The organism is Streptomyces sp. JLBG701 (genome assembly GCF_058544905.1).
In genome coordinates this window covers 1275392-1301385 of sequence record NZ_CM178588.1, presented here as the reverse complement: position 1 = coordinate 1301385, position 25994 = coordinate 1275392, and the positions used below count along the sequence as shown (strand labels likewise).

General features: G+C 70.1%; 23 protein-coding genes. 11 read left to right on the top strand and 12 right to left on the bottom strand.

The genetic code is table 11. From position 1 onward, the window contains the following. Positions 1-11: 11 nt before the first annotated feature. The 3 genes from AC5DRG_RS06020 to AC5DRG_RS06010 form a co-directional block, all read right to left on the bottom strand. The gene (locus tag AC5DRG_RS06020) at positions 12-752 is read right to left on the bottom strand and encodes a maleylpyruvate isomerase family mycothiol-dependent enzyme (RefSeq protein ID WP_491808624.1); all 741 of its coding nucleotides are present in this window, start codon (positions 750-752) and stop codon (positions 12-14) included. Between the two features lie 87 nt (positions 753-839). Beyond that, a complete protein-coding gene (locus tag AC5DRG_RS06015) occupies positions 840-2006 on the bottom strand; it encodes an MFS transporter (protein ID WP_491808622.1) in 1167 nt (388 codons plus the stop codon). Between the two features lie 80 nt (positions 2007-2086). Then, complete coding sequence (locus AC5DRG_RS06010; RefSeq protein ID WP_491808621.1) at positions 2087-3874, bottom strand: protein kinase domain-containing protein; 1788 nt, start codon at positions 3872-3874, stop codon at positions 2087-2089. 215 nt (positions 3875-4089) lie between these two features. Here AC5DRG_RS06010 and AC5DRG_RS06005 point away from each other — a divergent pair, with 215 nt between their 5' ends. The 8 genes from AC5DRG_RS06005 (at position 4090) to AC5DRG_RS05970 (ending at position 13915) form a co-directional block, all read left to right on the top strand. Continuing rightward, positions 4090-6507: an ATP-binding SpoIIE family protein phosphatase gene (locus AC5DRG_RS06005; RefSeq protein ID WP_491808620.1), complete on the top strand. Its 2418-nt coding sequence runs from the start codon at positions 4090-4092 to the stop codon at positions 6505-6507. Between the two features lie 2 nt (positions 6508-6509). Further along, on the top strand, positions 6510-7460 hold the full coding sequence (locus tag AC5DRG_RS06000) for a LacI family DNA-binding transcriptional regulator (protein ID WP_491808618.1): 951 nt from the start codon (positions 6510-6512) through the stop codon (positions 7458-7460). Between the two features lie 46 nt (positions 7461-7506). Beyond that, on the top strand, positions 7507-8751 hold the full coding sequence (locus tag AC5DRG_RS05995; protein ID WP_491808617.1) for an ABC transporter substrate-binding protein: 1245 nt from the start codon (positions 7507-7509) through the stop codon (positions 8749-8751). Continuing rightward, positions 8748-9689 carry a carbohydrate ABC transporter permease gene (locus tag AC5DRG_RS05990; RefSeq protein ID WP_491808616.1) on the top strand — a complete coding sequence of 314 codons (942 nt, stop codon included), beginning with the start codon at positions 8748-8750 and terminating at the stop codon, positions 9687-9689. Before AC5DRG_RS05995 ends, AC5DRG_RS05990 begins: the two co-directional genes overlap by 4 nt. Further along, complete coding sequence (locus AC5DRG_RS05985) at positions 9686-10513, top strand: carbohydrate ABC transporter permease (protein ID WP_491808615.1); 828 nt, start codon at positions 9686-9688, stop codon at positions 10511-10513. The genes AC5DRG_RS05990 and AC5DRG_RS05985 overlap by 4 nt, the downstream gene beginning before the upstream one ends. Positions 10514-10521: 8 nt before the next feature. Beyond that, positions 10522-12573 carry a glycoside hydrolase family 31 protein gene (locus tag AC5DRG_RS05980; RefSeq protein ID WP_491808614.1) on the top strand — a complete coding sequence of 684 codons (2052 nt, stop codon included), beginning with the start codon at positions 10522-10524 and terminating at the stop codon, positions 12571-12573. A gap of 67 nt (positions 12574-12640) precedes the next feature. Continuing rightward, positions 12641-13525, top strand: coding sequence for a pirin family protein (locus tag AC5DRG_RS05975; RefSeq protein WP_491808613.1), 885 nt, complete (start codon positions 12641-12643; stop codon positions 13523-13525). A gap of 150 nt (positions 13526-13675) precedes the next feature. Beyond that, a complete protein-coding gene (locus tag AC5DRG_RS05970; protein WP_491808611.1) occupies positions 13676-13915 on the top strand; it encodes a hypothetical protein in 240 nt (79 codons plus the stop codon). On the opposite strand, the gene AC5DRG_RS05965 is transcribed toward AC5DRG_RS05970, so the two are convergent. Beyond that, entirely contained in the window at positions 13899-15563 is a 1665-nt protein-coding gene (locus tag AC5DRG_RS05965) for a dolichyl-phosphate-mannose--protein mannosyltransferase (protein WP_491808610.1), read from the bottom strand. The two genes, AC5DRG_RS05970 and AC5DRG_RS05965, sit on opposite strands and share 17 nt — an antisense overlap. A 69-nt stretch (positions 15564-15632) precedes the next feature. Beyond that, positions 15633-16679: a LacI family DNA-binding transcriptional regulator gene (locus tag AC5DRG_RS05960; RefSeq protein ID WP_491808609.1), complete on the bottom strand. Its 1047-nt coding sequence runs from the start codon at positions 16677-16679 to the stop codon at positions 15633-15635. 130 nt (positions 16680-16809) lie between these two features. On the opposite strand from AC5DRG_RS05960, the gene AC5DRG_RS05955 reads away from it, so the two are divergent. After that, positions 16810-17865: a glycoside hydrolase family 5 protein gene (locus AC5DRG_RS05955; protein WP_491808608.1), complete on the top strand. Its 1056-nt coding sequence runs from the start codon at positions 16810-16812 to the stop codon at positions 17863-17865. A 61-nt stretch (positions 17866-17926) separates the two neighbouring features. Here AC5DRG_RS05955 and AC5DRG_RS05950 read toward each other — a convergent pair whose 3' ends face one another. The 3 genes from AC5DRG_RS05950 to AC5DRG_RS05940 all read right to left on the bottom strand — a co-directional run bounded on the left by AC5DRG_RS05950 (position 17927) and on the right by AC5DRG_RS05940 (position 19967). Beyond that, a complete protein-coding gene (locus tag AC5DRG_RS05950; protein ID WP_491808607.1) occupies positions 17927-18745 on the bottom strand; it encodes an SAM-dependent methyltransferase in 819 nt (272 codons plus the stop codon). A gap of 86 nt (positions 18746-18831) precedes the next feature. Continuing rightward, on the bottom strand, positions 18832-19092 hold the full coding sequence (locus tag AC5DRG_RS05945; protein WP_491808606.1) for a DUF397 domain-containing protein: 261 nt from the start codon (positions 19090-19092) through the stop codon (positions 18832-18834). After that, a complete protein-coding gene (locus AC5DRG_RS05940) occupies positions 19089-19967 on the bottom strand; it encodes a Sco1979 family transcriptional regulator (protein ID WP_491808605.1) in 879 nt (292 codons plus the stop codon). The genes AC5DRG_RS05945 and AC5DRG_RS05940 overlap by 4 nt, the downstream gene beginning before the upstream one ends. Positions 19968-20174: 207 nt before the next feature. Between AC5DRG_RS05940 and AC5DRG_RS05935 the strand changes: the two genes are divergently transcribed. Continuing rightward, positions 20175-20615 carry an ATP-binding protein gene (locus tag AC5DRG_RS05935; RefSeq protein ID WP_491808604.1) on the top strand — a complete coding sequence of 147 codons (441 nt, stop codon included), beginning with the start codon at positions 20175-20177 and terminating at the stop codon, positions 20613-20615. A gap of 19 nt (positions 20616-20634) precedes the next feature. Here AC5DRG_RS05935 and AC5DRG_RS05930 read toward each other — a convergent pair whose 3' ends face one another. Then, positions 20635-22077: a PP2C family protein-serine/threonine phosphatase gene (locus AC5DRG_RS05930; protein ID WP_491808603.1), complete on the bottom strand. Its 1443-nt coding sequence runs from the start codon at positions 22075-22077 to the stop codon at positions 20635-20637. 45 nt (positions 22078-22122) lie between these two features. On the opposite strand from AC5DRG_RS05930, the gene AC5DRG_RS05925 reads away from it, so the two are divergent. Beyond that, positions 22123-22935, top strand: coding sequence for an SAM-dependent methyltransferase (locus AC5DRG_RS05925; protein ID WP_491808602.1), 813 nt, complete (start codon positions 22123-22125; stop codon positions 22933-22935). Positions 22936-22967: 32 nt separating this feature from the next. Here the strand turns inward: AC5DRG_RS05925 and AC5DRG_RS05920 are convergent, their stop codons facing one another. From AC5DRG_RS05920 to AC5DRG_RS05910, 3 genes are read right to left on the bottom strand one after another with little or no spacing between them, the layout of a single operon-like run. Then, complete coding sequence (locus AC5DRG_RS05920; protein ID WP_491808600.1) at positions 22968-23987, bottom strand: ABC transporter ATP-binding protein; 1020 nt, start codon at positions 23985-23987, stop codon at positions 22968-22970. After that, positions 23984-25030 carry an ABC transporter ATP-binding protein gene (locus tag AC5DRG_RS05915; RefSeq protein WP_491808599.1) on the bottom strand — a complete coding sequence of 349 codons (1047 nt, stop codon included), beginning with the start codon at positions 25028-25030 and terminating at the stop codon, positions 23984-23986. Before AC5DRG_RS05915 ends, AC5DRG_RS05920 begins: the two co-directional genes overlap by 4 nt. Then, entirely contained in the window at positions 25023-25991 is a 969-nt protein-coding gene (locus AC5DRG_RS05910) for an ABC transporter permease (RefSeq protein ID WP_491808598.1), read from the bottom strand. Before AC5DRG_RS05910 ends, AC5DRG_RS05915 begins: the two co-directional genes overlap by 8 nt. Positions 25992-25994 lie beyond the last annotated feature (3 nt).

The window sequence follows — 25994 nt, the reverse complement described above, 5'->3', positions numbered from 1 at the left end:
CCGGGGTCGGCTCAACTCCACACGACGCCCGACTTGTCCCGCCACAGAGCGGCCACCGAGCGGTCACCGGTCACGCTCGGGAAGGCTGCCCGGTTCCAGAGCGACAGGTACAACTGGTCGGCGGACCCGGCCACTTCGCAGTCGGCGACTTCCACCCCGTCCCGCTCCGTGACAGGCGCCTCGGGCGACAGCCGTACGGTCCACACCGCGTCGTCGATGTCCGTCGCCCGCACCCGCAGCACACGGGGCTGCTCACTGCGGACCCTGCTCCTGCTGCGCGCGTGGAAGCCGCGGAGCAGCTCGTCGATGCCGTCCGCCGCGAAGTCGCCGCCGATCTGGCTGGGGGTGCCGCCCCTGGCCGACTCGGCGTCGACGCGGTGCACGGTCGTCTCGTGCGCCTGCCGCCGGGCCCAGAAGGCGAGCGGCGAGGGTGCGGGCAGGAAGTGCCAGCACCGCACGTCGGGGGAGGCGGAGGCGAGGGTGTCGACGAGACGCGCGTGGCCTTGACGGAACCAGGCCAGGAGTTCGGTGCCGTCGAGATCCGGGAGCCCTCCGTCGGGGTGGTAGGAGGTGTGCCCCTCGGCGACGAACGCCGCCGCCCACCGATGCACCATGCCCGTGTGCCGCAACAGGTCCCGCACCTGCCAGTCGGGGCAGGTCGGCACCTTGGCATCGGTTCCCGCCTCCTCGGCGGCCCCGGCGAGCAACCGGCCCTCCCGGTCGAGAACGAGAACGAACTCGTCAGTCTCCATGAGGGTGAGTGTGCCGGATGGAGTGCGGTCGAAGGGAAGACCGCGTGGGGCGTCGAGTGGGCCGGTGTGCGCGGGCCGATGTCGTTGTCAGCCCGCCACCGTCACGCGACGCGTGCCGAGCCCGATGGCCGCGGCGACACCGGCCAGTACCGCCACGCTCAGGAGGGCGGTGGGCAGTGAGAACCACTCCGCCATGAAACCGATCGCGGGCGGGCCGAGCAGCATGCCGCCGTAGCCCAGGGTCGACGCGACGGCGACGCCGCTCGGGCCCGCGAGCGTACCGGCGCGTTCGACGGCGACGGGGAAGAGGTTGGCGAGTCCGATCCCGGTGACGGCGAAGCCGATCAGGGCCGCCCACAGGGACGGGGCGAGCGAGCCGAGGAGCATTCCGGCCGCGGCGGTACTGCCGCCGGCGACCACGGTGCGGGTCCGGCCCAGGCGTTCGAGCAGCGTCGTCCCGGTCAGCCGGCCGACGGTCATGGACAGGGCGAAACAGGAGTACCCCGCCGCCGCGAGCCCCGGCGAGGCGTCCAGATCCTGTTCGAGATGCAGGGCGCCCCAGTCCGCCATGGCCCCTTCGCCGAACGCGGTGCACAGCGCGATGAGGCCGAAGACGGTGACGAGTCCGCGGGTGCGACCGTCCATACGGCGTGGTGCGGCACCCTCGGTTCGCATGCTCTCCGGCGCCGCCGGCGGCTCCAGGCGCAGTAGGGCGCGCCCCGCGACCACGGTCACGAGCAGGCCGATCACGGTCAGCCCGAAAAGGTGCGGGGTCGGCGACAGTGTCCCCGCGACCAGCCCGCCGAGCCCCGCGCCGACCATGCCACCCAGGCTGAACGCCGCGTGGAAGCTGGGCATGATGGGCCGCCGCAGCGCGGCCACGAGATCGACGGCTGCGCTGTTGAAGGCGACGTTGATCCCGCCGTAGGCGGCCCCGAAGACCAGCAGTACGGCGCCGAGGGCGAGGGTGGAGTGGGTGAGCGGGGGCAGGGCCACGCTGAGGGAGAGCAGGACGGCGCAGACGACGGTGACGCGGTGGTTGCCGTAGCGGCGGCACAGGCGGCCGGTGAGCGTCATCGTGATGACGGCTCCGGCGGAGACGCCGAGGAGGGCCAGTCCCAGGCCGCTGGCGGAGGCGCCGGTCTGTTCCTTGATCGCGGGGATTCTGACGACCCAGCCGGCGAAGACGAAGCCGTCGAGGGCGAAGAAGACGGTGAGGGCGATACGGAGTCGGGTGAGGCCGGGGCCCGGCACGGCGTTGTGCGTTCGGGGTTTGTTTATTAGCGGCACAAAATCAGGCTAGGGGGGAGCGATGGCTGGGGCAAGGGTCACACTCACTCGGTGCTGCGCAGGGCGAGCCAGGTCTCGCGCCGCACAATGCCGTCGGCGTCCAGCAGCTTGTCGCTCTGGAACTCCCGCACCGCCGACTCGGTTCCGGCACCGAAGTCGCCCTCCGCGTCCGTGCTCCCGAGGTCGTATCCGCGCTTCGTCAGCATGCACTGCACCTGCAGTACACGGTTGCCACTGTCTCCCCGACGCGTGCGTCCGTTGCCCTGGTAGTACGTGCAGTCCGAGATCCAGGGCGGGGTCGCGGGCTCGGTGGCTGGATTACTGGGCGACGGAGTTGTGTCGGCTGTGGCGCTGGGCTCGACACCAGGAGCAGAGGGAGTGCTGCGCCCGGCTGGGGTGGCGGAGCCGGCGGCCTCGGGACGCGAGGCTGTGCTGTTGGGGTTCGCGCCGCCGTCGACGCTCTTGCCGGACGTGGACCTTGCGCCCGAGGCCCCGGGCATCGGCCGGGAGGCGCTATCGCCGGGCACTGCGCCGCCGGTCGTCGCTCCGGCCCCCGGGGAGGAAGCGGTTGGAGGGGCGTCCTGACGAGTGATCACAAAGACCCCCGCGGCCACCGCGCAGAGGGTGATGCCCGCGGCGATGGCCAGTACCGTCTTCTTCCGTGCCCGGGTGCGGACTCCTTGCTCGCGGGGCCGAGCCGATGGCGTGACGGAGGAAGGGTCAACGGAGGAAGGGTCAACTGCCTCCTCCGGGGGTTCGAGAACGGGCGGACCAGGTCGCTCCGACTTCTCGGCCGGTGCCGGCGGCATCGCCATCGGCCGGTCGTCCGGAGACCGAAATCCAGCCCGCCGCTCGACCGGGAGGCGGTAGAGCACCTCGTACGCCCGCTGCCGGGCCAGCAGTTTGCCGCCCAGCGGCTCGGGCCAGACGGTCGTTGCGGTGTGTGCCCCGGCCGTGTCGATCAGATCCCGCGCCGTGGGCCGCCGCTCGGGCTCCTTGGCCAGACAGGCGGTCAGTAGTGAGCCGAGCGCCGCGTCCGTTGCCGAGATCTCACCGATCAGCTCCGGATCCGGCTCCTCGAACGCCACCCGGTGCATCACGTCGATCCCCGTGCCGTCGCCGAACGGGGCACGCCCCGCCGCCGCGTACACCAGTGTCCCGGCCATCGAGAACACGTCCGACGGCGTGTCGGATCTGCCGGTCCTCAGGTGCTCCGGCGACATGTAGGCCGGAGTTCCCACCCGGATGCCCGTGCCGGTGATCGTGCTGGCGTCCGTGGCCCTGGAAATGCCGAAGTCGATCACATGCGCGCCCCTGACGGACAACAGCACATTGGACGGCTTCAGATCCCGGTGCACGATCCCCGTGGCGGCAAGGTCGGCAAGCGCCTGCCCCAGCTCCGCCACCAGCCACCAGACCGCGGCCGTCTCCAGGGCGCCATGCTCCCGTACGGCGTGCGCCAGATCGAGCCCGGGGAGGTATTCGGTGGCCATCCACAGCAACTCGTCCTGGAAGCCCGTACCGCACAATCTCGGTGTGTGCTCCATGCTGACCCGGGCGAGCATCGACGCCTCACGCTCGAACCGGCGCCGGAAGTCGGGGTCGTCCGCGTACTCCGGCCTGATCACCTTCACCGCGGCCAGACCGGGGCTGCCGTCCGCGGGGCGTGCGAGATAGACCCGTCCCATACCGCCGCTGCCGAGCAGGGCCAGCGGCACATAGGGGCCGATGTGATCCGGGTCGCCGGAGCGCAGGGGTGAGGCACCGGTCTGCCGCAGCCCGGCGGCCTCGCTCGACGCCAAGTCCGGTGGTACCGGCCGCTGTTCTGACACGGATCCCCCGAAGTGATTTTCGCCGTACGTCAGTTCGGCCCCAAGGGAAAACGAGGCTAGCCCAGCTGTGGCGTACGTTCAGGGTTTCCCTCACTTCCGTCCCACGGGACGGCTTGTTCCGGTCGCCCCAAGGCGTCCGTCGATCTGACTTGTCCGATTCTTGTGTGGCGCGCACGCTGGGTCTGTGAGGACCTCACCGCACGAATAGAGCAAGAATGGCCACTTATGATCAGAGGAGCGGTCACTGCGGGTGGTCCGTCGATGTCGCAGCAGTCACCGTCAGCCTGGACGGCATCGTCACAGGATGGAGCGAGGGCGCCCGGCGGCTGCTGGGCCACCGCGCCCCAGAGGTCGTAGGACGCCCCGCAGCCGATCTGCTCCTCGACCGCGAGGCTCCCGAGGCGGCCGGGCTCTCCCTCACCGGCTCCCAGGAATGGAGTGGCACCGCGGCACTGCGGCACCGGGACGGCCACCGCGTCGAAGCGGCCCTGCACGCCCATCCGTCGCTGGGCGGTGACGACACGTCCCAGGGGTTCGTCGTGACCATCACCAGCGGTCCTGCCGAGTCGGAGCACGATCGGAGGATGGTGGAGTGGGCGTTCGCCCAGGCTTCCATCGCCCTCTCCACCCACACCACGGCGTCCGGATCGTGGCATGGGAACACGGTCGCCGAGGTCGGAGGGGGGCGGCACGAGGCCGCCCTTGCCGACCAGGACTTCCTCCGCTGTGTCCGCCGAGTCGCCGTAGAAGCGACACCGATGCGCTACGAGCGCTTCGCCCAGGAGCCGCCCTCCGCCCCCACTCCGACTCCCGCCTCCGCCCGTGGCCGCGCCTGGGTCATAGAACTGTGGCCCGTCCGGGATCCCGCCACCGGCGAGGTCGTCGGTGTGGGCACCGCCGCATTCGACAGCAGCGACCAGCACTCGGCCCGTCAGCGGCTGGCCCTCCTGCAAGAAGCGGGCACCCGGATCGGCACCACCCTGAACGTGACGCGCACAGCCCAGGAGCTCGCCGACCTCGCCGTCCCGAGGCTCGCCGACTTCGTCAGCGTGGACCTGCTCGACTCCGTGTTGCGCGGGCAGGAGCCGGTCCCCGGACCGGTCGACGCGGCCGTGGTGCTCCGCAGAGTCGCGCACCAGTCCGCCGCCGAGGGCGAAGGCGTGCCCGAGGCCGCCATCGACCTCGGCGGGATCGACACCTACCCTCCGTTCTCGCCGCCCGCCCGCTGTCTGACCAGCGGGCAATCGGTGCTCAGCGGCGCGGACGACCCCGACTTCACCCGCTGGATCGCCAGTGACGAGACGCGCACCGCTCGCGTCGAGGAGTACGGATTCCACTCCGTCATGGCCACCCCCTTGCGCGCCCGGGGCATCACCCTCGGGGTCGCGGTCTTCGGCCGTGCCGAAGGCTCCCCGCCCTTCGAACAGGACGACATGGTCCTCGCCGAGGAACTCGCCGGCCGGGCGGCCGTCGGCGTGGACAACGCGCGCCGCTACACCCACGAGCGCACCAACGCCCTCACGCTCCAGCGCAGCCTGCTGCCCCGCGACCTCCCCAAACAGGCGGCCGTCGAGGTGGCGTACCGCTATCTGCCGGCCGGCACGGGTGCGGGAGTGGGCGGCGACTGGTTCGACGTCGTGCCGCTGTCCGGCACCCGCGTGGCCCTGGTCGTCGGAGACGTCGTCGGGCACGGCATCCACGCCTCCGCCACCATGGGGCGGCTGCGCACGGCGGTACGCACGCTCGCCGACGTGGACCTGCCCCCGGACGAACTCCTCACCCACCTCGACGATCTGGTCATCCACCTCTCCTCGGACAAGAACGAGATCGCCCCGGACGAGCCGTACCTCGTCACCGGCGAGATCGGCGCGACCTGTCTGTACGCCGTCTACGACCCGGTCTCCCGCGTCTGCACCCTCGCCAGCGCCGGCCACGTCCCGCCCGTCGTACTGCTCCCCGACGGCACGGTGAGCGTGGTCCGTCTCACCCCCGGTCCGCTGCTGGGCGTCGGAGGGCTGCCGTTCGAGTCCACCGAGCTCGAGCTGCCCGAGGGCAGTCTGCTCGCCTTCTGCACCGACGGCCTGGTCGAGGCCCGCGACCGCGACATCGGACTGGGGCTCGAACGGCTCTGCGAGGCTCTGGCCGGCCCTGCTCCCTCGCTGGAGGCCACCTGCGACGCCATTCTCAAGGCCCTGCTGCCCGACAGCCCCGCCGATGACGTGGCCCTGCTCCTCGCGCGCACCCGTGCCCTGCACGCGGACCAGGTCGCCGCCTGGGCGCTGCCGTCCGACCCCGCGATCGTGGCCGACGCCCGGGCCCAGGCCTCCCGCCAGCTCGCGGTCTGGGGGCTGGAGGACGCCGCGTTCGTCACCGAACTGGTGGTGAGCGAGCTGGTCACCAACGCCATCCGCTACGGGGCCGTACCGATCGGTCTGCGGCTGATCCGGGACCGGACTCTGATCTGCGAGGTGTCCGACGCCAGCAACACCGCCCCGCACCTGCGCCGCGCCCGCACCTACGACGAGGGTGGGCGGGGGCTGCACATGGTCGCCCAGCTGACCCAGGGCTGGGGCACCCGCCAGACCACCGTGGGCAAGACCATCTGGGCCGAACAGACCCTCCCGGCCGGCTGACCATGGCAGAGCGCACAAGAAGCGAGGGCTCCGGCGGCGAGGGTTCCGGTGGCGGGACGCACACACTCGGGCTCCTCTACCCTCCGGCCGGTCGGTCCCGCGACTACACCACCATGCAGCTCGCCTTCATCGGCGGCGTCGCCGAAGCCGCCACCACGTACGGCTACGACCTGCTGCTCTCGCCCGGCGACACACACGAAGACCCCTCGTTCCTGCGGATGGTCGGCGACCGGCGGGTCGACGGCGTGATCGTCATGGAGATCCGCCGGGAGGACGATCGCGTCGAGCGTCTTGCCGAGGCGGGCTTCCCCTTCGTCGCCATCGGCCGCAACGACCGGGCCGACGTGTCCGGCTGGGTCGATCTGGACTTCGCCGGTCTGGCTCGCGGCTGCGTCCAGCACCTCGCCGATCTGGGCCACAGCAGAATCGCCTTCGTCAACCGGTCGGAGCAGCTGTTCGACAGCGGGTACGGTTTCGCCCGCCTCGGGGACGAGGGCTACACCGAGGCGATGAAGAAGCTGCTGCTCATCCCGCACGCCTACCTCTGCGGCGACGACCTCGCCTCGGGGGAGGAGGTCGTGGAGCGGATCCTGCGGGACGACCCGGCGACCACCTCCCTGGTCACCCAGAACGAGGCGGCCCTGGAGGGCATCTACCGAGGGCTCACCCGGCACGGCCGCAGCGTGCCGCGCGACTTCTCGGTCGTCGGCGTGTCGGCCGGCCCCTGGGCCGAGCGGGTGACCCCGCCGCTCACCGCCGCGGAGATACCCGCCAAGGAGATGAGCCGGGTCGCCGTGGAGCTGATGATGCGGCGGCTGCGCTCACCCGACTCGCCTCCCCGACACGTCCTGCTGAAACCTCTGATCACCCTGCGCGCGAGTACCGGTCGCTGCCGGCCGGTGCCGGGTTCGGAACCCGAGCCGGAGTTCCCCGATTTCGACCTGGATTTCTGATACGTCGGTTTCTGCACCAACATCACCGACCCCTTGGGAGCACCACATGTCGTACCCCGTCGACCGCCGTGCCTTCCTGCGTACCTCCGGCGCGGCAGCGACCGCCGCCGCCCTCGGCCTCGGCGGAGCCCTGACCTCCTGCGGCTCGGACAAGTCGGGCCCGGTCACCCTCACCTGGTGGGACTACTTCAGCCTGGACAACTTCCAGCCCGGAATGAATCGCCTCATCAGGGACATCGAGGCCGGCGTCCCGGACGTGAAGATCGAGCGGCGGTCCTTCCCGTTCGCGGAACTCGACCGGCAGATCACCCTGGGCGCGATCTCCGGCGACCTGCCCGACATCGCCATCGTCGACAACGTCGCCATGAACACCCTGGGCGGCAGCAACCTGCTGGCCGACCTCACCGACAGAGCCGAGAAATGGGGCCAGGCCGACCAGTACTACAAAGGCCCGTGGGACGGCTGCCAGGTCGGCGGGAAGACCCTCGGCATCCCCAACAACAGCAACTGCCTCGCCCTCTACTACAACACCGCCATGCTCAAGTCCGCCGGAGTGGAACCCCCCACCACCTGGGAGGAACTGGCCTCCGCCGCCCAGCGGCTGACCAGCGGGGACCGCTACGGCCTGGCGCTGAGCGCGATCAAGACCGAGGAGGGCGTCTTCCAGTTCCTGCCGTTCCTGTGGCAGGCGGGCGGCGACCTGGACACCTTCACCACGTACGGTGCCACCGCACTGTCCTTCCTCGACGACCTGATCGCCAAGGGCTCCCTGTCCGAGCAGTGCGTGGGCTGGACCCAGCAGGACGTCAACACACGCTTCCTCAACCAGCGCGCGGCGATGCAGATCAACGGCCCCTGGCAGATCCCCACGCTGAAGAAGGCGGACTTCGAGTGGAACGTCGTGGCCCTGCCCCGCGACCAGGAGGCCGCCACCTGTCTGGGCGGGGAGAACTGGGTCCTGATGGCGGACAGCGAGCACCTGGACAAGGCGTGGGAGGTCCTGGAGTACACGCAGCGCCCGTCGGTACTGGTCCCCTACCTGGTGTCGTTCGGTGAACTCCCCGCCCGCAAGGACCTCGCCGACCAGGGCACATGGGCGTCCGACCCGGCCCTGCGGCTCTTCCTCAGTCAACTGCCCCTCGCCCGTCCACGCCAGTACGGCGCGCACTACGCCGAGGCCTCGCAGGCCGTCGCCGAGGCGGAGCAGGCCGTGCTCACCGGGTCGGCCTCCGCCTCCGCGGCGGCGAAAACCGCGGCCGCCAAGATCGACAAAGCTCTGGGCGAGCAATGACGCAATATCTCTCCCAGCAGAGGAGATCTCTCTCCCCGTCCGCACGCCGCCGACGCGCGGGCTACCTGTTCTGCCTGCCCGGCATGGCCTTCCTCGCCCTCTTCCTGGCCTACCCGCTCTTCTACAACGTGTGGACGTCCGTCCACGATGTCGACCTGGGCCAACTGCTGGGCGGGGCCGAGCAGTTCAACGGAGCGGAGAACTATCGGGTCGTGCTCGACGACCCGGCCTTCTGGCACTCGGTACGCCTCTCGCTGGTCTTCACCCTGGGCTCGCTGCTGTTCCAGTTCGTCATCGGCTTCGCCCTGGCCCTGCTCTTCGCCCGCCCCTTCCCCTTCAACGGCCTGTTGCGCTCGCTCCTGTTGGTGGCCTGGCTCCTCCCCCCGGTGGTCAGCGGCACCCTCTTCCGCTGGATGCTGGACGCGGAGTCCGGCGCCTACAACGCCCTGTTCGAGGCGGTGGGCCTGGGCTCGCTGTCCCACTACTGGCTCACCGACCCGTCCACCTCCATGGCCGGGGTCATCTTCGCCAACATCTGGGTCGGCGTGCCCTTCAACATGCTGCTGCTCCTGGTCGGACTGCACACCATCGACCCCCAGCTCCACGAGGCCGCCGCCATCGACGGCGCGGGCGCCTGGCAGCGCTTCCGCCACATCACCCTCCCGCTGATGCGGCCGGTCTCGGTGACCGTCCTCCTCCTCGGCCTCGTCTACACGTTCAAGGTCTTCGACATCATCTTCGTGATGACGGGCGGCGGCCCCGTCGACGCCACCCGCGTGCTCTCCCTCTACGTCTACGAGGTCTTCTTCACGTTCTTCCGGTTCGGCCAGGGTGCTGCCGCCGGCCTGCTGCTGCTCGTCGTACCGCTGCTCGCGGGTGTGTTCTACGTACGACGGCTGCGGCGCGAGGAAGAGGCTTCGGCGGGAGGCGCCGTATGAAACCACCACGCCGCCCCTGGCTGCTCACCGCGATCGCCACCGTGATCACCGCTGCCTTCCTGCTGCCGGTGTACTGGATGGCGAAGACCAGCGTCACCCCGCCGGACCGGATCCTGACCCCGACCCCGCAATGGGTGCCCACTCCCGTCACCGGCGAGAACTACTCGACGGCACTGGGCTATGAGGGGCTGACCAGGGCCCTGCTCAACAGCCTGGTCATCTCCTGCGGAGTGGTGGCGCTCACCCTGCTGCTGGGCGTCCCCCTCGCCTACGCGCTCGCCCGGGTCCGGATGCGGGGTTCGGGCGCCATGGTGCTCGCACTCCTGGTCGCCCAACTCCCGCCCGCCATCGTGCTGGCGGCACCGCTGTTCATCCTCGAACGCCGGGCCGGCCTCACCGACACGTACCTGGGACTGATCGCCGCCGACACGACACTCACCCTGCCCTTCATGGTGATCGTGCTGCGTCCCGTGATGCGCAGCGTCTCGCCGGAGCTGGAGGAGGCCGCACTGGTCGACGGCTGCGGACTGCCCGGCGTGCTGCTGCGCGTCGTCCTGCCGCTCATGGTGCCCGGAGTGGTCGCGGCGGCCGGACTGTCCTTCCTGATCGCCTGGGGCGAGTTCCTGTTCGGCCTCACGCTCGCCCACGGCCCGGACGTCCAGCCCGTCACCGTCCTGCTCAACGCCTTCGTAGGCCAACACGGAACGTCGTGGGGCGCCCTGATGGCCACCGCCACTCTCATCAGCATCCCGGTGGTCTGCGTCTTCGCCGTCTTCCAGCGCTTCATCGTCGGCGGGCTCACCGCGGGCAGCGTAAGGGGCTGATGATCGCCATGTCCTCACTGCACCCCCGTGACCACACCCCCTGGGTGGCGCCGCCTCCGCCCCTGACCCCCGCCGGGCCCAACGCACTCGACCCGGTGGTCAGCGCTTCCGTCGCCCACGCCGACAAAGACGGCGCGACCCTGGACGTACGCACCGCGGCCGGACGTACCGGCACGCTCCGGCTGCGCCCCGCGACGGGCAGCACCCTGCGGATCACGCTCCGAATGGCCGACGTGCCGACCGCACCCCGGGTCTCTGTGGTCACCGCGCCGACGGACAGCGGCTGCACCGCCGAGCGATCGCGGAACACGCTCACCCTGCACCTCGACGTCGTTCGCGTCGATATTCAACTCACCCCATTCTCAATGGAGTTGACGGACCGTCAGGGCAAGATCCTCCGCCAGGCCACCGACGTGAGCGACCCCAGCGACCGCACGATCGTGCTGCCGCTCGGCGTCACCGAACTGACGGACGGCAGCCTTGCCCACCACGACAGCTGGATCACCGAGCCCGACGAGCACTTCTACGGCCTCGGTGAACGGTTCACCGGCCCGGACCTGCGCGGACAACGGGTCGACTGCTGGATCGAGGACGCCCAGGGCTCGACCGGCACCCGCTCCTACAAGGCAGTCCCGTTCCTGCTCTCCAGCCGGGGCTACGCCGTCCTCGTGGACACCACGACCGCGACCTCCTTCGACCTCGCTCACAGCAACACCGGCGCCTGGTCGATGACCGTCCCGGACGAGGTCCTCGACTACTACCTGATCACCGGCACCCCCGCCGAGTGCCTGACCGCGTACCGCGATCTGACCGGCCCCGCCCTGCTGCCCCCGAAGTGGGCGTTCGGCCCTTGGATCTCCGGCGGCTTCCGCCAGGACAGCGCGGCCGAAGTACGCGAACGCGCCCGCCGGATCCGTGAACTCGGCTTCCCCTGCGACGTCCTGCACATCGACGCGTACTGGCAGCGGCACGGCTCGTGGTCGGACATGAGCTGGGACACCGAGGCGTTCCCGGATCCCCGCGGGCTGATGGCGGATCTGGCCGGACAGGGCTTCCACGTCTCGCTCTGGATGAACCCGTATGTCAGCGTCGACAGCCCCTACTTCACCGAGGCGGATCGCAACGGCTGGTTCCTGCACACCACTTCCGGCACCACCTGGATCGGCCAGGTCTGGGGCGGCGCGCATCCGGACTCGGCCGTGCTGGACCTCACCCACCCCGGCGCCGCGGACTGGTTCCGGGCTCGCGTCCGCCAGGCCCTGGCCACCGGGGCGGCGGTCCTGAAGACCGACTTCGGCGAGGGGGTCCCCGCCGACACGCTCGCCCACAACGGCATGACCGGCGACCGCCTGCACAACCTCTACCCGCTCCTCTACAACGACCTGGTCGCCGAGATCACCCGAGAGACAGCGGCGGTTCACGGCCTGACCTGGGGCCGCTCGACCTGGACCGGCGGTCAGAGACACGGCGCCAAATGGACAGGCGACCCCAACGCGAGCTGGCCCGACCTCGCCTCCACCCTCCGGGCAGGCCTCTCGCTCTCGCTCTCCGGCATCCCCTTCTGGAGTCACGACATCGGCGGCTTCCACGGCACACCGGACGCCGAACTCTTCGTACGCTGGGCCCAGTTCGGCCTGCTGTCACCCCTCAGCCGGTTCCACGGCATGACGTCCCGGCTGCCCTGGGACTTCGGCGAGGAGGCGTACGCGGCCGTCCTGCACGCGGCCCGCCTGCGCATGAGCCTGCTGCCGTACGTCTACTCGGCCGCGGCCGACGCGGTTCGCGCCGGCGAGCCACTGGCCCGCCCCATGCCCCTGGACCACCCCGACCGCCCGGACGCCCACGCCGCCGACCTCCAGTACCTGCTGGGCCCCGACCTGTTGGTCGCCCCGCTGTACGCACCGGGAGGCCGACGGCAGGTCTGGTTCCCGCCGGGCGAGTGGCTGCCCTACGGCGGCGGATCCCCGATCACCGGTCCCAGCTGGCACCGCGTGGACATCCCACTCGCCACCGCCCCCCTATGGCTGCGAGCATCGCCCATGGGAGGTTTGCGGAGATGACGCCGCACGAGTCGCCGATCACCCTGCGGGTCGCCCGAACCCGTCCTCATCCCCTCACGGAGCAGCCATGACCGAGCAGTTGGCGGGTCAGCGGACCCTGACCCGCATCACCGACAAGCAACAGCTGGGCCCCGACGCGCAGGTCGACGACAAGGCCCTCGTCTTCGTACCCACCGACCCGGCGCTGACCGACCCGTTTCTCGTCCTGGTCGAGGACTGGTTCTCCACTCCAGGATTCGAGTGGCATCCGCACCGCGGACTGGAGACCGTCACCACTGTCGTCGACGGCGTCCTCGAACACGGCGACAACCTCGGCCACACGGGGGCCCTGGAGCCCGGCGAGGTGCAGTGGATGACCGCAGGCCGCGGCATCGTCCACCGCGAGCTGGCCTACCGCGACGAACACGCGCACGTCCTGCAGATGTGGCTCAACCTGCCCGCCGAGAAGAAGCTGACGCCCTCGCGCTACCAGGACCTCACCAGCGCCGCCATGCCCCGAGTGCGCACGCCCGGCGTCACCATCGACGTCCACGCCGGCACCGTCGGCGGCGTCATGGGCGCGGCCGAGACCCACCACCCGGTCCAGGGCGTGGTCGCGACGCTCGACCCCGATGCCTCCTATGACCTTCAAGTCCCCGCCGAACACCGCCTGTTCGCGTATGTCATGAACGGCCGACTGCTGATCGGGGGCCGGGAACTGCACGCCGGCCAGACCGGCTGGTCCGACCCCGTCGCCGGCGCCGCGGCCACCACGCTGCACCTGGCCGCCGTAGACCCGGAGGCGCCCGCCCGCGTCATGGTCTACAGCGGCACACCGCTGCGCGAACCCGTGGCCCTCGGCGGCCCGTTCGTGATGAACACCAAGGCGGAGATCACCCAGGCGTTCACCGACTTCCAGGCCGGCGCCTTCGGCCCGGTACCGAACCAGGCGCGCCTCGCGTACGACCGATGAGCGCCCTTGCCCCCTGTCCACCGATGTCTGAATTTCACCCCGGGATGCCAAACAGGAACCAGGCGCCGTAGCCAAGCCGTTTCGCACTTCTTACTGTCAGCGCAGCCACGCACCTCATATCGGCCGATGTCCATGATCAGGAGACGGAAGATGAGGAACGGGATACGCGCCGCAGCCGCGACGGTGGCGGGCATGCTCTTACTCGCCGCCTGTGGAGGATCCGACGGGGATTCCGGGACGTCGGGAGCCTCGGGCAAGACCCGCATCAACTCGGCGCCGACCGCACCAAGTGGGAGCCCGGCTTCGAGGACGACGATCCCGTACGCCATGACCCTGGTCGCACTCGCGCTGTACGCGTGGCGGGGAGCGGAGCTCAGATCCAAGTGCTGAGCCACATCCGGGCGTACCACGACGAGTAGGAGATCGTCTGCCCGGTGTAGATCGGGAAGAAGTAGATGAAGTTCCAGGCGATGAGCAGCACGAGCACGCCTGCGGCCACCGCACCCCGGGCGCGGCGTGTTCGATCCGCCTCCGGCGGACCCAGCAGCGCGCCCAGCATCATCGCCACGGCCAGGCACAGGTACGGCACGAAGACGACGGCGTAGAAGGAGAAGATCGTTCGGTCCTGGTACAGGAACCACGGCAGATAACCGGCCCCCACCGCACACAGGACGGCTCCCGCACGCCAGTCGCGGCGCAGCGCCCACCGGAAGAGCAGGTACACGAGTGCGCAGCATGCCGACCACCACAACAGCGGGGTGCCCAGGGCGAGGATCTCCTGTGGGCAGTTGGACGTCGCGCGGCAGCCCTCCTGTCCGGGTTGCGGCGACTCGTAGAAGAACGACACGGGACGGCCGAGGACGAGCCAACTCCACGGGTTCGACTCGTACTTGTGCGGAGTGTGCAGCCCCACGTTGAACTGGTAGACCAAGTACTCGTAGTGCCACAGGCTGCGCAGCGCGGCCGGAATCCACGACCAGGTGCCGCCGCGGCCGTCCGCCCAGTGCCGCCCGTAGCCATTGTCGGAGAGGAACCAGCCGGTCCACGTCACCAGATAGGTCATCAGGGCGACCGGAACGACAGACAGCACCGACCAGCCGAGGTCCCTGCGCAGCACCGCCCGGTAGGGGTGGCGTGCCCCCGCGACGCGGCGGGCGCCGACCTCCCACAGCAGGGTCAGGATCATGAAGAAGGCCATGACATACAGGCCGTTCCACTTGCTGGAGGCCGCCAGCCCCAGGAAGAAGCCGGCCGCGATCCGCCAGGGTCGCACTCCCGTCCCGGCGCGGTCCCCGGTGTCCTGGTCCGGGCCCACGTGGCCGTCCCCACCCACCGGCAGAGCCGCCGCCAGCCGGGCTCGTGCCCAGTCCCGGTCGATCAACAGGCAGCCGAACGCCGCCAGCACGAAGAACATGACGACAAGGTCCAGCAGAGCGGAGCGGCTCATCACGTAGTGCAACCCGTCCACCGCCATCAGCGCGCCGGCCAGACAGCCCAGCGCCGTCGAGCGGAACAGGCGGCGGCCTATTCGGCACAACATCAGCACCGACAGCGTGCCCAGAAGGGCCGTCATGAAGCGCCAGCCGAACGGGGTCAGCCCGAACATCCACTCCCCGAGGGCGATCACCCACTTGCCCGTCGGCGGGTGGGCGACGAAGGCCCCGGTGTCCGAGAGCGGGATCACCTGAGGGTGCGCCAGGATCTGCGGGTCGGCGATCTTACGGTCCGGCCAGGTGCCCTCGTAGCCGAGCCGCAGCAAGGCCCAGGCGTCCTTGGCGTAGTAGGTCTCGTCGAAGATGAGGTTCCGGGGTTGCCCGAGGTGCCAGAAACGAATCGCTCCGGCCAGGACGGCGACCAGTATCGGCCCCAGCCAGCCCAGAGCCTTGTCCGGGAAAGGCGGAACCAGGCGTTCGCGGATATCGGTCCGTGGGCGCTCGGCGTATCCGAACAGGCGTAGCCGTGCCTTCCAGTCGCCGGGCTCGGTCGTCGGCCGGGTGCCGTCGATGAGAGGGGAGCGCGTCGCGTTGCTACTTGTCACCCGACGAGACCTTAGTTCGTGTCCTGCATGTCGGTTCGAAGGGATGGGTGTTGGCTGCCAACACCCGGTTCAGCTTCGCGGTGCGGCCGTGCTGTGCCGGATCACCAGGCGGGTCGGGACGAGATCGGTGCCGGGCGGGGAGTCGCCGCCGGTGCGGATCTGCCGCAGGGCGCCCTGGACGCAGCGGCGGCCGACCTCGGCGAAGTCCTGGTGGACGGTGGTGAGGGGTGGGACGAAGTAGGCGGCGTCGGGGATGTCGTCGAAGCCGACGACGCTGACGTCCGAGGGGACGCTCAGACCGCGTTCGTGGAAGGCGCGCAACAGGCCCAGGGCCATTTGGTCGTTGGAGGCGAACACCGCGGTGCAGTCGGGCTGTTCGGCGAGTGCGAGGCCGGCCGCGTAGCCCGACTCGGCCGACCAGTCGCCGCGCAGGGGAGGCGGCACCGGGCGTCCCGCCTCCTCAAGGACCGTGCGCCAGGCCTGGGTTCGGCGCTGCCCGGCGAAGGACTCTTCGGGGCCCGTGAGATGCCATACGGTGCGATGGCCCAGGTCCAGCAGATGTTGGACGGCCTTCCTGGCGCCGTCGGCCTGGTCGGTGTCGACCACGCTGTAGCGGTCGCCGGCGTCGGAGTCCACGACGACGACGTGCACGCCGGGCGGCCGTTGGACGGTGCCGGTGTCGAGGAGATGGATCTCCATGATGACGACGACGGCGTCGACGGCGAGCTCGCCCATGCGTGTGAACGCGCCCAACACGTTGTCCTGGGTGGGGACATCGATGGGGATCAGGGTGATCGCGTACCCCTCGGCCGCGGCGTGCGTGGCGATCGCCTCCACGGTGCGGCTGTTGCCCGTGGAGGACAGGCTGAAGAGGATCACGCCGATGGTGTTGAACTGGCCGTAACGCAGGGCGCGGGCCGCGCTGTTGGGCCGGTAGTCCAGCTCCCGCATCGCCGCGAGCACCTGCTCCCGGGTCGAGTCGATCACCCCGGGATGACCGTTGGAGACCCGCGAGACCGTCTGGGACGACACGCCCGCCAGCTTGGCGACATCCGCCATGGAGACCCGCTGTTTGCGGCGCCCGCCGGGCACGCCCGAGCCGCCCCGTTCCACCATGCGTGCCTCCTTCGGCCGGGTCCCGAACCTGTTGCGCGATGCACCGGATGTTACGTGTGAGAAACCTTGACGGTCGCCGTGCCGCCGGGCATGTTTACGTAAACATGCCGTGATCCGAAAGGGCAAGTTGATGCGCAAGTCCCCTTCCACAACCGGCTTCACCCCTCGGCTGCGTGCCGCCTTCGTCGCGGTCGCGATCGCCGCGGTCACCGGTACGACTCTCGCCGGCAGCCCCGCCTCCGCCGCCCCGGCCACCGACACGGCCCAGTTCAAGGGCGTCAACTGGGCCGACCCGCGCGACAACTTCGCCGACGACCTCCTCCAGCTGTCGGGCCTGTCGACCACCGACACCTACGCCCAGACCTACGGCAAGGCGAGCCGGATCATCTCGGCGTTCCGGGCCAACCTCGGGGCGAACACCGTACGGCTGCCCATCAACCCCTACACGGTCAACGGCAGTTACTGGAAGTCGTATCGCGGTGTCATCGACGCGGCGTCCGACAAGGGCTTCAAGGTCATCGTGTCCTACTGGGAGGGGACGGGGGAGCGCAAGGACGGCTACATCGACGACGAGGCCACCTACTGGCCCATGTGGAACAACGTGGTCAAGGCCTACAAGAACGACCCGCGGGTCTACTTCGAGCCGATGAACGAGCCGCACGGCTACACCGACACGGAGTGGGCCGACATCGCCGCGAAGTGGCTGCAGACCTACCCGTCGGTGGCGCGGGGCCGCGTGTTCGTCAGCGGCGCCGGCTACAACGACCACGTCACCACCGTCTGCGCCGACCCGCGCCTCAAGGGCACCTACCTGTCGCTGCACCACTACGGGTTCTGGAAGTCGTACGCCACCTACGACGAGTGGGTCGCCGACCTCAAGGTGCGCATCGGCGACTGCGCGAACCGGACCGTCGCGGACGAGTTCGGCTCGCCGATGACCACGGGCCTGAACTACAACGTGCCGACCCCGGACGACAACTACGTCAACTTCCTCCAGGCCGTCACCGACACCTTCCGCGAGCTGAAGATGGGCTCGGTGTACTGGCCGGGTCTGCGCACCGACGACACGTACTCCCTGCAGGCCCTCGTCGGCGACCCGAACCGTCCGTGGCTGGCCACCACCAACCAGTCCGGCGCCGACCGGCTCGCCTGGGGCTGGGGACGCGGCAAGCCCGTACAGGACTGAGCCGGGATTCGGCTGCCAACCCGTGCGGTGAGAGCACGGGTTGGCGGTAGCCGGTTCACCGCTACGGCTTGATCCCCACCCCGGTCCAGAGGCTGACCTCGACGTCCGTGGGCTCGCTCGCCCTCTGCTCCCGCGGCTCGGGCCGCCAGCGATGGCCCACCTCGATGCCGGGCTCCAGCAGGTCGAGACCCTCGAAGAAGCGGCCGACCTCCTCCTTGGAACGGACCTGGACGGCCGTCCCGGCCGCGATGTAGATGTCGCAGAGCGTCTGCCAGGTGACCGGGTCGAAGTCGGGCGTGCAGTGGCTGATGGCCAGCGCGCTGCCCGAGGGGAGTGCCTCCAGGAGGCGGGCGACTATGCCGTACGGGTCGAGGTCGTCCGGCACGAAGTGCAGCAGCGCGTTCAGGGACAACGCCACCGGCTGCGTCAGGTCCAGCGCCTCGTGCAGTTCGGGTGCGCCCAGGATGGCCTCGGGGTCGGTGAAGTCGGCCTGGATGTACGTCGTCGCGCCCTCGGCGGTGGAGCGCATGAGCCGTTCGGCGTACTTGAGGACGAGGGGGTCGTTGTCCGCGTAGACGACCCGCGCCTCGGGCACCACCGCCTGGGCCACCTGGTGCAGGTTCGGTTCGGTGGGGATGCCGGTGCCTATGTCCAGCCACTGCCGGATCCCGTGCTCCCGGGCCAGGACACGAGTGGCCCGGTGCATGAACGCGCGGTTCTCCGCGGCGCACACGAAGATGGCCGGGAACACCTCGGCGACCTTCCCCGCGGCCTGCTGGTCGACCTCGAAGTGGTCCTTGCCGCCGAGGTAGTAGTCGTACATCCGGGCAGAGTGGGGCCTGCTGGTGTCGATGTCCCGCGCGGCGTGCGAGTTGGTCATGCTGTCCCTTTCGGTGTGTGCGTGGGGGGCGTGTCGGGCAGGTCGCGGCCGGGGCGGCCCGGGTCCTGCCCGCGCGTACTCGTGGGTCAGCCGGCCGTCAGGTGATCGGCGAGGCCCCGTTTGACTCCCGTGACGAACGCGGTGATCTCCTCAGGGCTGCAGATCAGTGCCGGGCCGCCGGGGTCCGTCGACTGCCGCAGGGCCACGCGTCCGTCGTCGAGCTGCTTCGTCTGCACGCACTGGCCCCCGTTGGGACCGCTCCACGGAGATTCCCAGCCCAGTTCGCCGAGGTCCGAGGCCGGCATTCCGTTGTAGACGTCACGGACCATGCCGTCGGTGGTGGTCATGCGTACTCCTTTCGCATGCGGCTCAGAAGCGCCCTGCTGTCCGCGTCCGAGGTCAGCAGCGACATGCGGTTGTGCGCCTCCAGATGGGCCGCGACATCGGCGCGCTGGTCCAGGTACATGGCACCGGAGAGGATCTCGCTGTAGACGATGTCGGGCAGTTCGGGCTCCTCGAACCGGAAGTAGGTGAAGGGAGCGCAGGCGCCGACATGGGCGCCCGCGGTGAACGGCACGACGTCGACGCTGACGTGCTCCAGCTCCGAGGCCTCCAGGAGCCGGTCGATCTGCTCCCGCATGACCTCCGGGCCGCCCACCGCCCGGTGCAGTACGGCCTCTTCGAGTACCACCCACAGCGTGGGGGCGTCGGGCCTCTCCAGCAGGCCCTGGCGGCGCAGCCGCAGGTCCACCCGCCGCTCCAGGTCTTCCTCGCTGCCGTTGGGTAAGCCTCCGCGCAGGACCGCGCGCGCGTACCGGGGGGTCTGCAACAGGCCCGTCACGTAGTGGGGTTCGTAGGTGCGCAGCGTCTTGGCCCCGGTCTCCAGGCTCACGTACCCGCTGAACCAGCTCGGCAGCACATCGCGGTACATGTGCCACCAGCCGGGCTCGTTGGCCCGCTCGGCGAGGGAGACGAACTCGTCGATCTCCTGCCGCTCGGCCCCGTAGGTCTCCAGCAGCTTCTCGACGTAGAGGGGCTTGAGACCTACGTCCGCCTTCTCCAGGCGGCGGATGGTGAGAGCCGTCACACGCAGGGCCTTGGCCGCGTCCTCCAGTGACGCGCCCGCACTCTGCCGCCGTTCCTGCAAACGGCGGCCGAGGATCATGCGGAGAACGGTGGGCGCGTTGGTGCCGCTGCCCGCGCCCGGACGGCTTTCGCTCAACGCCCTACCTCCTGAGTGTCTGTCACCAGCACCAGTCCCACGGTGACTTGGGAGGTCACCGGACGGAACGGGTGTGCTGAAATTATCAGGCAGTCGGTTGCAGCTTGAACTTGCCTGCGAGCATAGTTACTTGTGTGAATCGTTTCGACGATCTCATGGAACTCCGCCCTGCCGCAGGCCTGCCCGCCCCCACGGAAGGCAATCCCCGTGTCCCCCCACACGACTTCCTCCCCACAGTTCTTAGACGTCATCGCCCCGGAGCGCACACACTGGCTCGAACTGCCCGCACACCGCACCAGTGTCGGAGTAGCCCGCCGTTCGATGAACGCCCGCCTGACGGCATGGCGACTGCCGGCCGAGCTGTGCGCGGACGCCGTTCTGCTCCTGTCCGAGCTGGCCACCAATGCCGTACGGCACACACTCGGCGCGCGGTTCCTGTGCGGCGTAGGGCTCGTCACGGACGCGTGCCTCCGGCTTGAGGTGCACGACCACGACCGCACAGGCTGCGATCTGCCCCGGTGCGAGCCGGGCCTCGACGACGAGGGCGGACGCGGGCTGCTTCTGGTGGAGGCGATCGCGGACGTCTGGGGAGTCGACCGGTCGACACGCACCGGCGGCAACGCTGTGTGGGCGAACCTGACGGTTTGAGCGTGCCCGGGAAGGGAGTTCAGTCCTTCGCGGGGGTCAGCTCGGCGAGCAACAGCGTGCGGTCGTCCGCTCCGGCCGCGGGGGACGGGGCGCGCAGCAGCCGTTGGCACATGGCGCGCAGCGGGTCCTGGTCGCCGGGGTCCGGGGGCTCGATTGCCGCCGCGTCCAGGGAGCGCGCGAGCCGGGTGATCTCCTGGTCGATGTCGGCGTCGCGGGACTCGACGAGGCCGTCGCTGTAGAGCACGAGCAGGGCCGGTTCGGGCAGGGTCAGTACGGTGGCCTCGTAGCCGCCCGTGCCGAGTCCGAGGGGCAGGCCGGGGCTGGTGAGCGTGACCGGCGCGGTCCTGCCGTCGGGGCCGCGCAGCAGTGGGGGAGGGTGGCCGGCTCCGACCAGGGTGCAGGTGCGCTGCCGGGGGTCCCACTCGGCGTAAATGCAGGTCGCGAACGAGGCTCCCGGGGTGTCGCAGGCCAGTGCGTCGAGGCGTCGTACGAGATCGGCGGGCGGGATGTCGAGCCCGGCCAATGTACGGACGGCGGTGCGCAGCTGGATCATAGCGACGGCCGACTCCGGACCGTGCCCCATGGCGTCCCCGACGACGAGACTGACCCGGTCACCCGGCCGCTTCATGACGTCGAACCAGTCACCGCCGATGATGTTGCCCTCCCCGGCGGGCAGGCAGCCATGGGCGACGCGGCACCCCTCGACCTCACGGGCCGCGCCCGGCAACAGACTGTTGCGGATGGCCAGGGCGGTGCGACGCTCGCGCTCATAGAGGCGCGCGTTGTCCAGGGCTACGGCGGCCCGCGCGGCCAGCGACTCCACCGCCACGACGTCTCCGGGCCGGAAGGGCGCCCGGTCGGGGCCGCGGGTGCAGGCGACGAAGCCGACCATGGTGCCCCGCAGTTGAAGCGGAACGACGAGAAAGGACGTCATGCGCAGCAGATCCTCGACGCGTGGGTCGCCGCCCCCGGAGGCGACCAGACGCTCGGATGTGTGGGGGTCGACCGCGTCGCGCAACTGCGCGTGCCCGGAGGCCAGAGCGCGGGCGTACGGCGTCTCGCGAGGGAAGACGATCACCTCGCCGACCGGCAGTATGCCCTCCCAGTCCTCGGGTGCGTCGGTGCCGACGCGAAGGGCGAGTCGGCGTGCCTCTATCTGGGGCGGATCCGCGGTGGCGTACGCGTTCTCCTCGCGCAGCCAGCGCTCCAGCAGGTAGACCGACGCCACGTCGCAGAATCCGGGTGTCAGCGCGTGCACGACATGGCTGCCGGTCAGTCGCAGGTCGAGTTCCGAGCCGAGGACATCGGCCGCGGGCGAGAAGACCGACCGACGGGGCCGGGGCAGGGCGGCGGAGGTGTCGTCGGTGCGGCCGCGCGGTTCGTTCCGCAGGGGTCGTGCCTTTCCGGGTGGGGGGTTCCGGCCGCGCGGCGGGGCAACGGCTCGCCGCGCGTAAGTCGGCAACTATATGATGATGCGTCAAGATCCCTGATGAGCTGGGGAGTTGTGGTGTCGGACAGCGAAGGTATTCGGCCGGGGAGCGATCCGGACAAGGCGAGTGTCGCCCGGATGTACGACGCGATGCTGGGCGGACAGCACAATTTCGCCATAGACCGGGAGGCCCTCGCGGCGTTCACGGCCATCGACCCACAGGTCCGCACCCTGGCGCGGGCCAACCGGGCCTTCCTCGGCCGGGCCGTGCGCTTCCTGGTCGAGTCGGGGGTGCGGCAGTTCATCGACCTCGGCTCGGGCATCCCCACGCAGGGCAACGTCCACGAGGTGGCGCAGGCGGCCGCCCCCGGAGCGAGCGTGGTCTACGTGGACAACGACCCCGTGGCCGTGGCCCACAGCGCGTCCCTGCTCTCCGACAACCCGGACGCGGACATCGTCGACGCCGACATCCGGCGGCCGGCCGACATCCTGGGCTCCCCGCAGGTACGGAAGTTGATCGACTTCGATGAGCCCGTCGCCGTACTGGTGAACGCGATCCTGCACTTCGTCTCGCCCGAGGAGAACCCGGCCGGCATCGTGGCCGCTTTTCGCGACGCCCTGCCCGAGGGCAGTTGGCTGGCCATGACCCACGCCACGAACCAGGACCGTCCCGACACGGCCGACGCCGTGGGCAAGCTGTACCGGGCCAGGGCCACCTCACCGGTCACCGCCCGCTCCCACGACGAGATCCTCGACCTCTTCGCCGGCTTCGACCTCGTGGACCCCGGCCTGGTCTACGTACCCCTGTGGCGCCCGGATCCCGACGACCTGATCCCGGAGAACCCGTCGGAGTACTGGGTGTTCGCGGGAGTCGGCCGCAAGAGTCCGTGAACGGGCCGCATGCCGGGCGGAGTTGACGACAATCAGTCGACCAACGGGTAGTGGCAGGCGGTGTGGCGGCCGGTGGGCGTGAGGGTGAGCCGCGGACGTTCCACGGTGCAGCGCTCGCGGGCGTAGGGGCAGCGGGTGTGGAACGTGCAGCCCGTCGGCTTGTCCACCGGGTTGGGAACCTCGCCGGTGAGGACGATGCGTTCTCGGCGCGGTGTCTCTGCGCCGGTGCCGTCGTCGATGTCCGGGACCGCGGACAACAGCGCCTGTGTATAGGGGTGAGCGGGTGCCTCGTAGAGTGCTTCCGTCTCGGCGAGTTCGACGATCTCGCCCAGGTACATGACGGCGATCCGGTCCGACACATGACGGACCACACCGAGGTCGTGCGCGATGAAGACATAGGTGAGCGCGAACTCCTCCTGGAGGTCCGCGAAGAGGTTCAGCACCTGGGCCTGGATCGACACGTCGAGGGCGGACACCGGTTCGTCGGCGACGATCAGCTTCGGGTTGGTGGCCAACGCCCGTGCGATACCGATGCGTTGGCGCTGACCGCCGGAGAACTCGCGCGGATACCGGTCCAGATGAGCCGTCGCCAGTCCTACGACGTCGAAGAGCTCGGCGACCCGGCGGCGCACCGCGGCCGCGTCACCGTAGCGGTGGACCAGCAGCGGCTCGGCCACGATGTCCCCGGCGCGGCGGCGGGGGTTGAGCGAGGCCTGCGGGTCCTGGAAGACCAGCTGCATGCCGGGGCGTACGGGGCGCAGCCGGCGCGCGGACAGGGTGGTGATGTCCTGACCGTCGAACTCGACCCGTCCGCCCGTGAGTTCGGTGAGCCGGACCAGACAGCGGCCGAGCGTGGACTTGCCGCACCCCGACTCGCCGACGATGCCGAGGGTTTCCCCGGCCCGTACCTCCAGGGACACTCCGTCCACGGCGCGCAGAACTTTGCGGCGCCGGGAGATCGGGTAGTGCTTGGTGACGTCCGTGGCGCGCAGCAGGACGTCGCCACCCGGAGGTGCGTTCTCGTCCACTGCCACGATGTCCTGTGCTGTCACGACGCCGCCTCCGTGTCCATGTCTGTCGCGTCGTCCCTGACGTCGCTCGCCGCCGCCCGTGCCGTCAGCCGCAGTGACGCGCGGTCGTCGGGCGGCAGCCAGCAGGCGTCGAGGTGGGTGTCGCCCGCGAGCACGGGCCGCTCCTCGCAGCGGTCGTGACGCAAGCGGCAGCGTGGCGAGAATGCGCACCCCTCGGGCAGGTTGCCCGGCGAGACAGGTACGCCCGCGATGGTGGGCAGCCGCCGCATCCGGGCGCCGCCCACGCGGGGCACCGAGTCCAGCAGCCCCCAGGTGTAGGGGTGCCGCGGATCGTGGAACACCGCCCGGCGCGGGCCTTCTTCGGCGACCCGGCCGCCGTACATGACCAGGACCCGGTCGGCGGTCTCGGAGACCACGCCCATGTCGTGGGTGATCAGCACCACGGCCGAGCCGTTCGCGTTGAGGTCCCGCATCAGGTCGAGGATCTGGGCCTGGACGGTCACGTCGAGAGCCGTGGTCGGTTCGTCGGCGATCAGCAGCGCCGGGTCGCAGGAGAGCGCCATCGCGATGACCGCACGCTGGCGCATACCGCCGGAGAACTCGTGCGGATAGGCGTCGGCGCGGGACGCCGCGTCGGGGATGCCGACGTCCGACAGCAGCTGCACCGCGCGCGCGTGCGCCTCCTTGCGGGGTACGCGCGCGTGCGCCCGGATCTGCTCGGCGATCTGCCAGCCCACGGTGTACACGGGGGTCAGCGCGGTCATCGGATCCTGGAAGACCATGGCGATCTCCCGGCCCCGTATCGCGCGCATCTCCTTGTCGGGAAGGGCGAGCAGGTCACGGCCACGGAAGAGGACTTCGCCCGACACCGTCACGTTGGGGTTGGCCAGCAGCCGCAATACGGCCAGCATCGAGACGCTCTTGCCGGAGCCCGACTCGCCCACCACGCCCAGGACTTCGCCGGGCGCGACGGAGAAGGAAAGGCCGTCGACCGCCGTGACCGGGCCCGTGCGGGTGCGGAAGGAGACCCGCAGATCTCTTACGTCCAGCAGAGGCTCAGGCATGGCGGGCCCTCGGATCGAGTCGCGCGTACAGGATGTCCACCAGTGCGTTGGCCAGGACCACGAAGAACGCCGCGTACAGGACCGTTCCCATGATCACGGGCAGGTCCAGGTTCTGCAGCGCGTCAAAGGTGAGCTTGCCGATGCCGGGGAGGCCGAAGACCACCTCGGTGAGCAGGGCGGCGCCGCCCACGAGCGCGCCGAAGTCCAGGCCGAACAACGAGACGATCGGGATGAGCGAGCAGCGCAGCGCGTGCCGGATCAGGATGCGCCGCTCGGACAGGCCCTTGGCGCGCGCTGTACGTACGTAGTCCTCGCTCAGCGCGTTGATGACCTCGCCGCGCAGCAGGCGGGCGTAGATCCCGGCGTACAGCAGCGCCAGGGTCAGCCACGGGAAGAGCATGTGCAGCGCCCACTGGCCCGCGTCCTGGCCCAGGCCGACGTATCCCGGTGGCGGCACCCACGAGAACACCGAGCCGTGCAACTGCTTCTGGGTGATGAGGTTGACGACCTCGCCCAGCCAGTATGCGGGGAGCGAGACGCCGACCACGCCGACCAGCATGATCAGCGGGTCGGCGGCCTTGCCGCGCAGGGTCGCCGCGGCCGTGCCCATGAGGATGCCGGCGGTCATCCAGATCACCGCCGCGCCGACCACGAGCGACAGGGTCACCGGAGTCGCCTGCACGATCTGCGGGATCACCCGGGAACCACGGTTGACGAACGACTCCAGATCACGGTCGATCAGCAGATGACGCATCATCAGCAGATAGCGGACGGGCATCGGACGGTCGAGGCCGAAGGAGTGCCGTACCTGGGCGAGCGTCGCCGGATCCGCGTTGCGGCCCGCGATGCGCGCCGCGGGATCGACTCCCGGGGTGGCGAAGAAGATCAGGAACACCAGCACACTGATCGCGAACATCACCAGCAGGGCGGACGCGAAGCGCTTGGCGGCGAATTGGAGCATGGA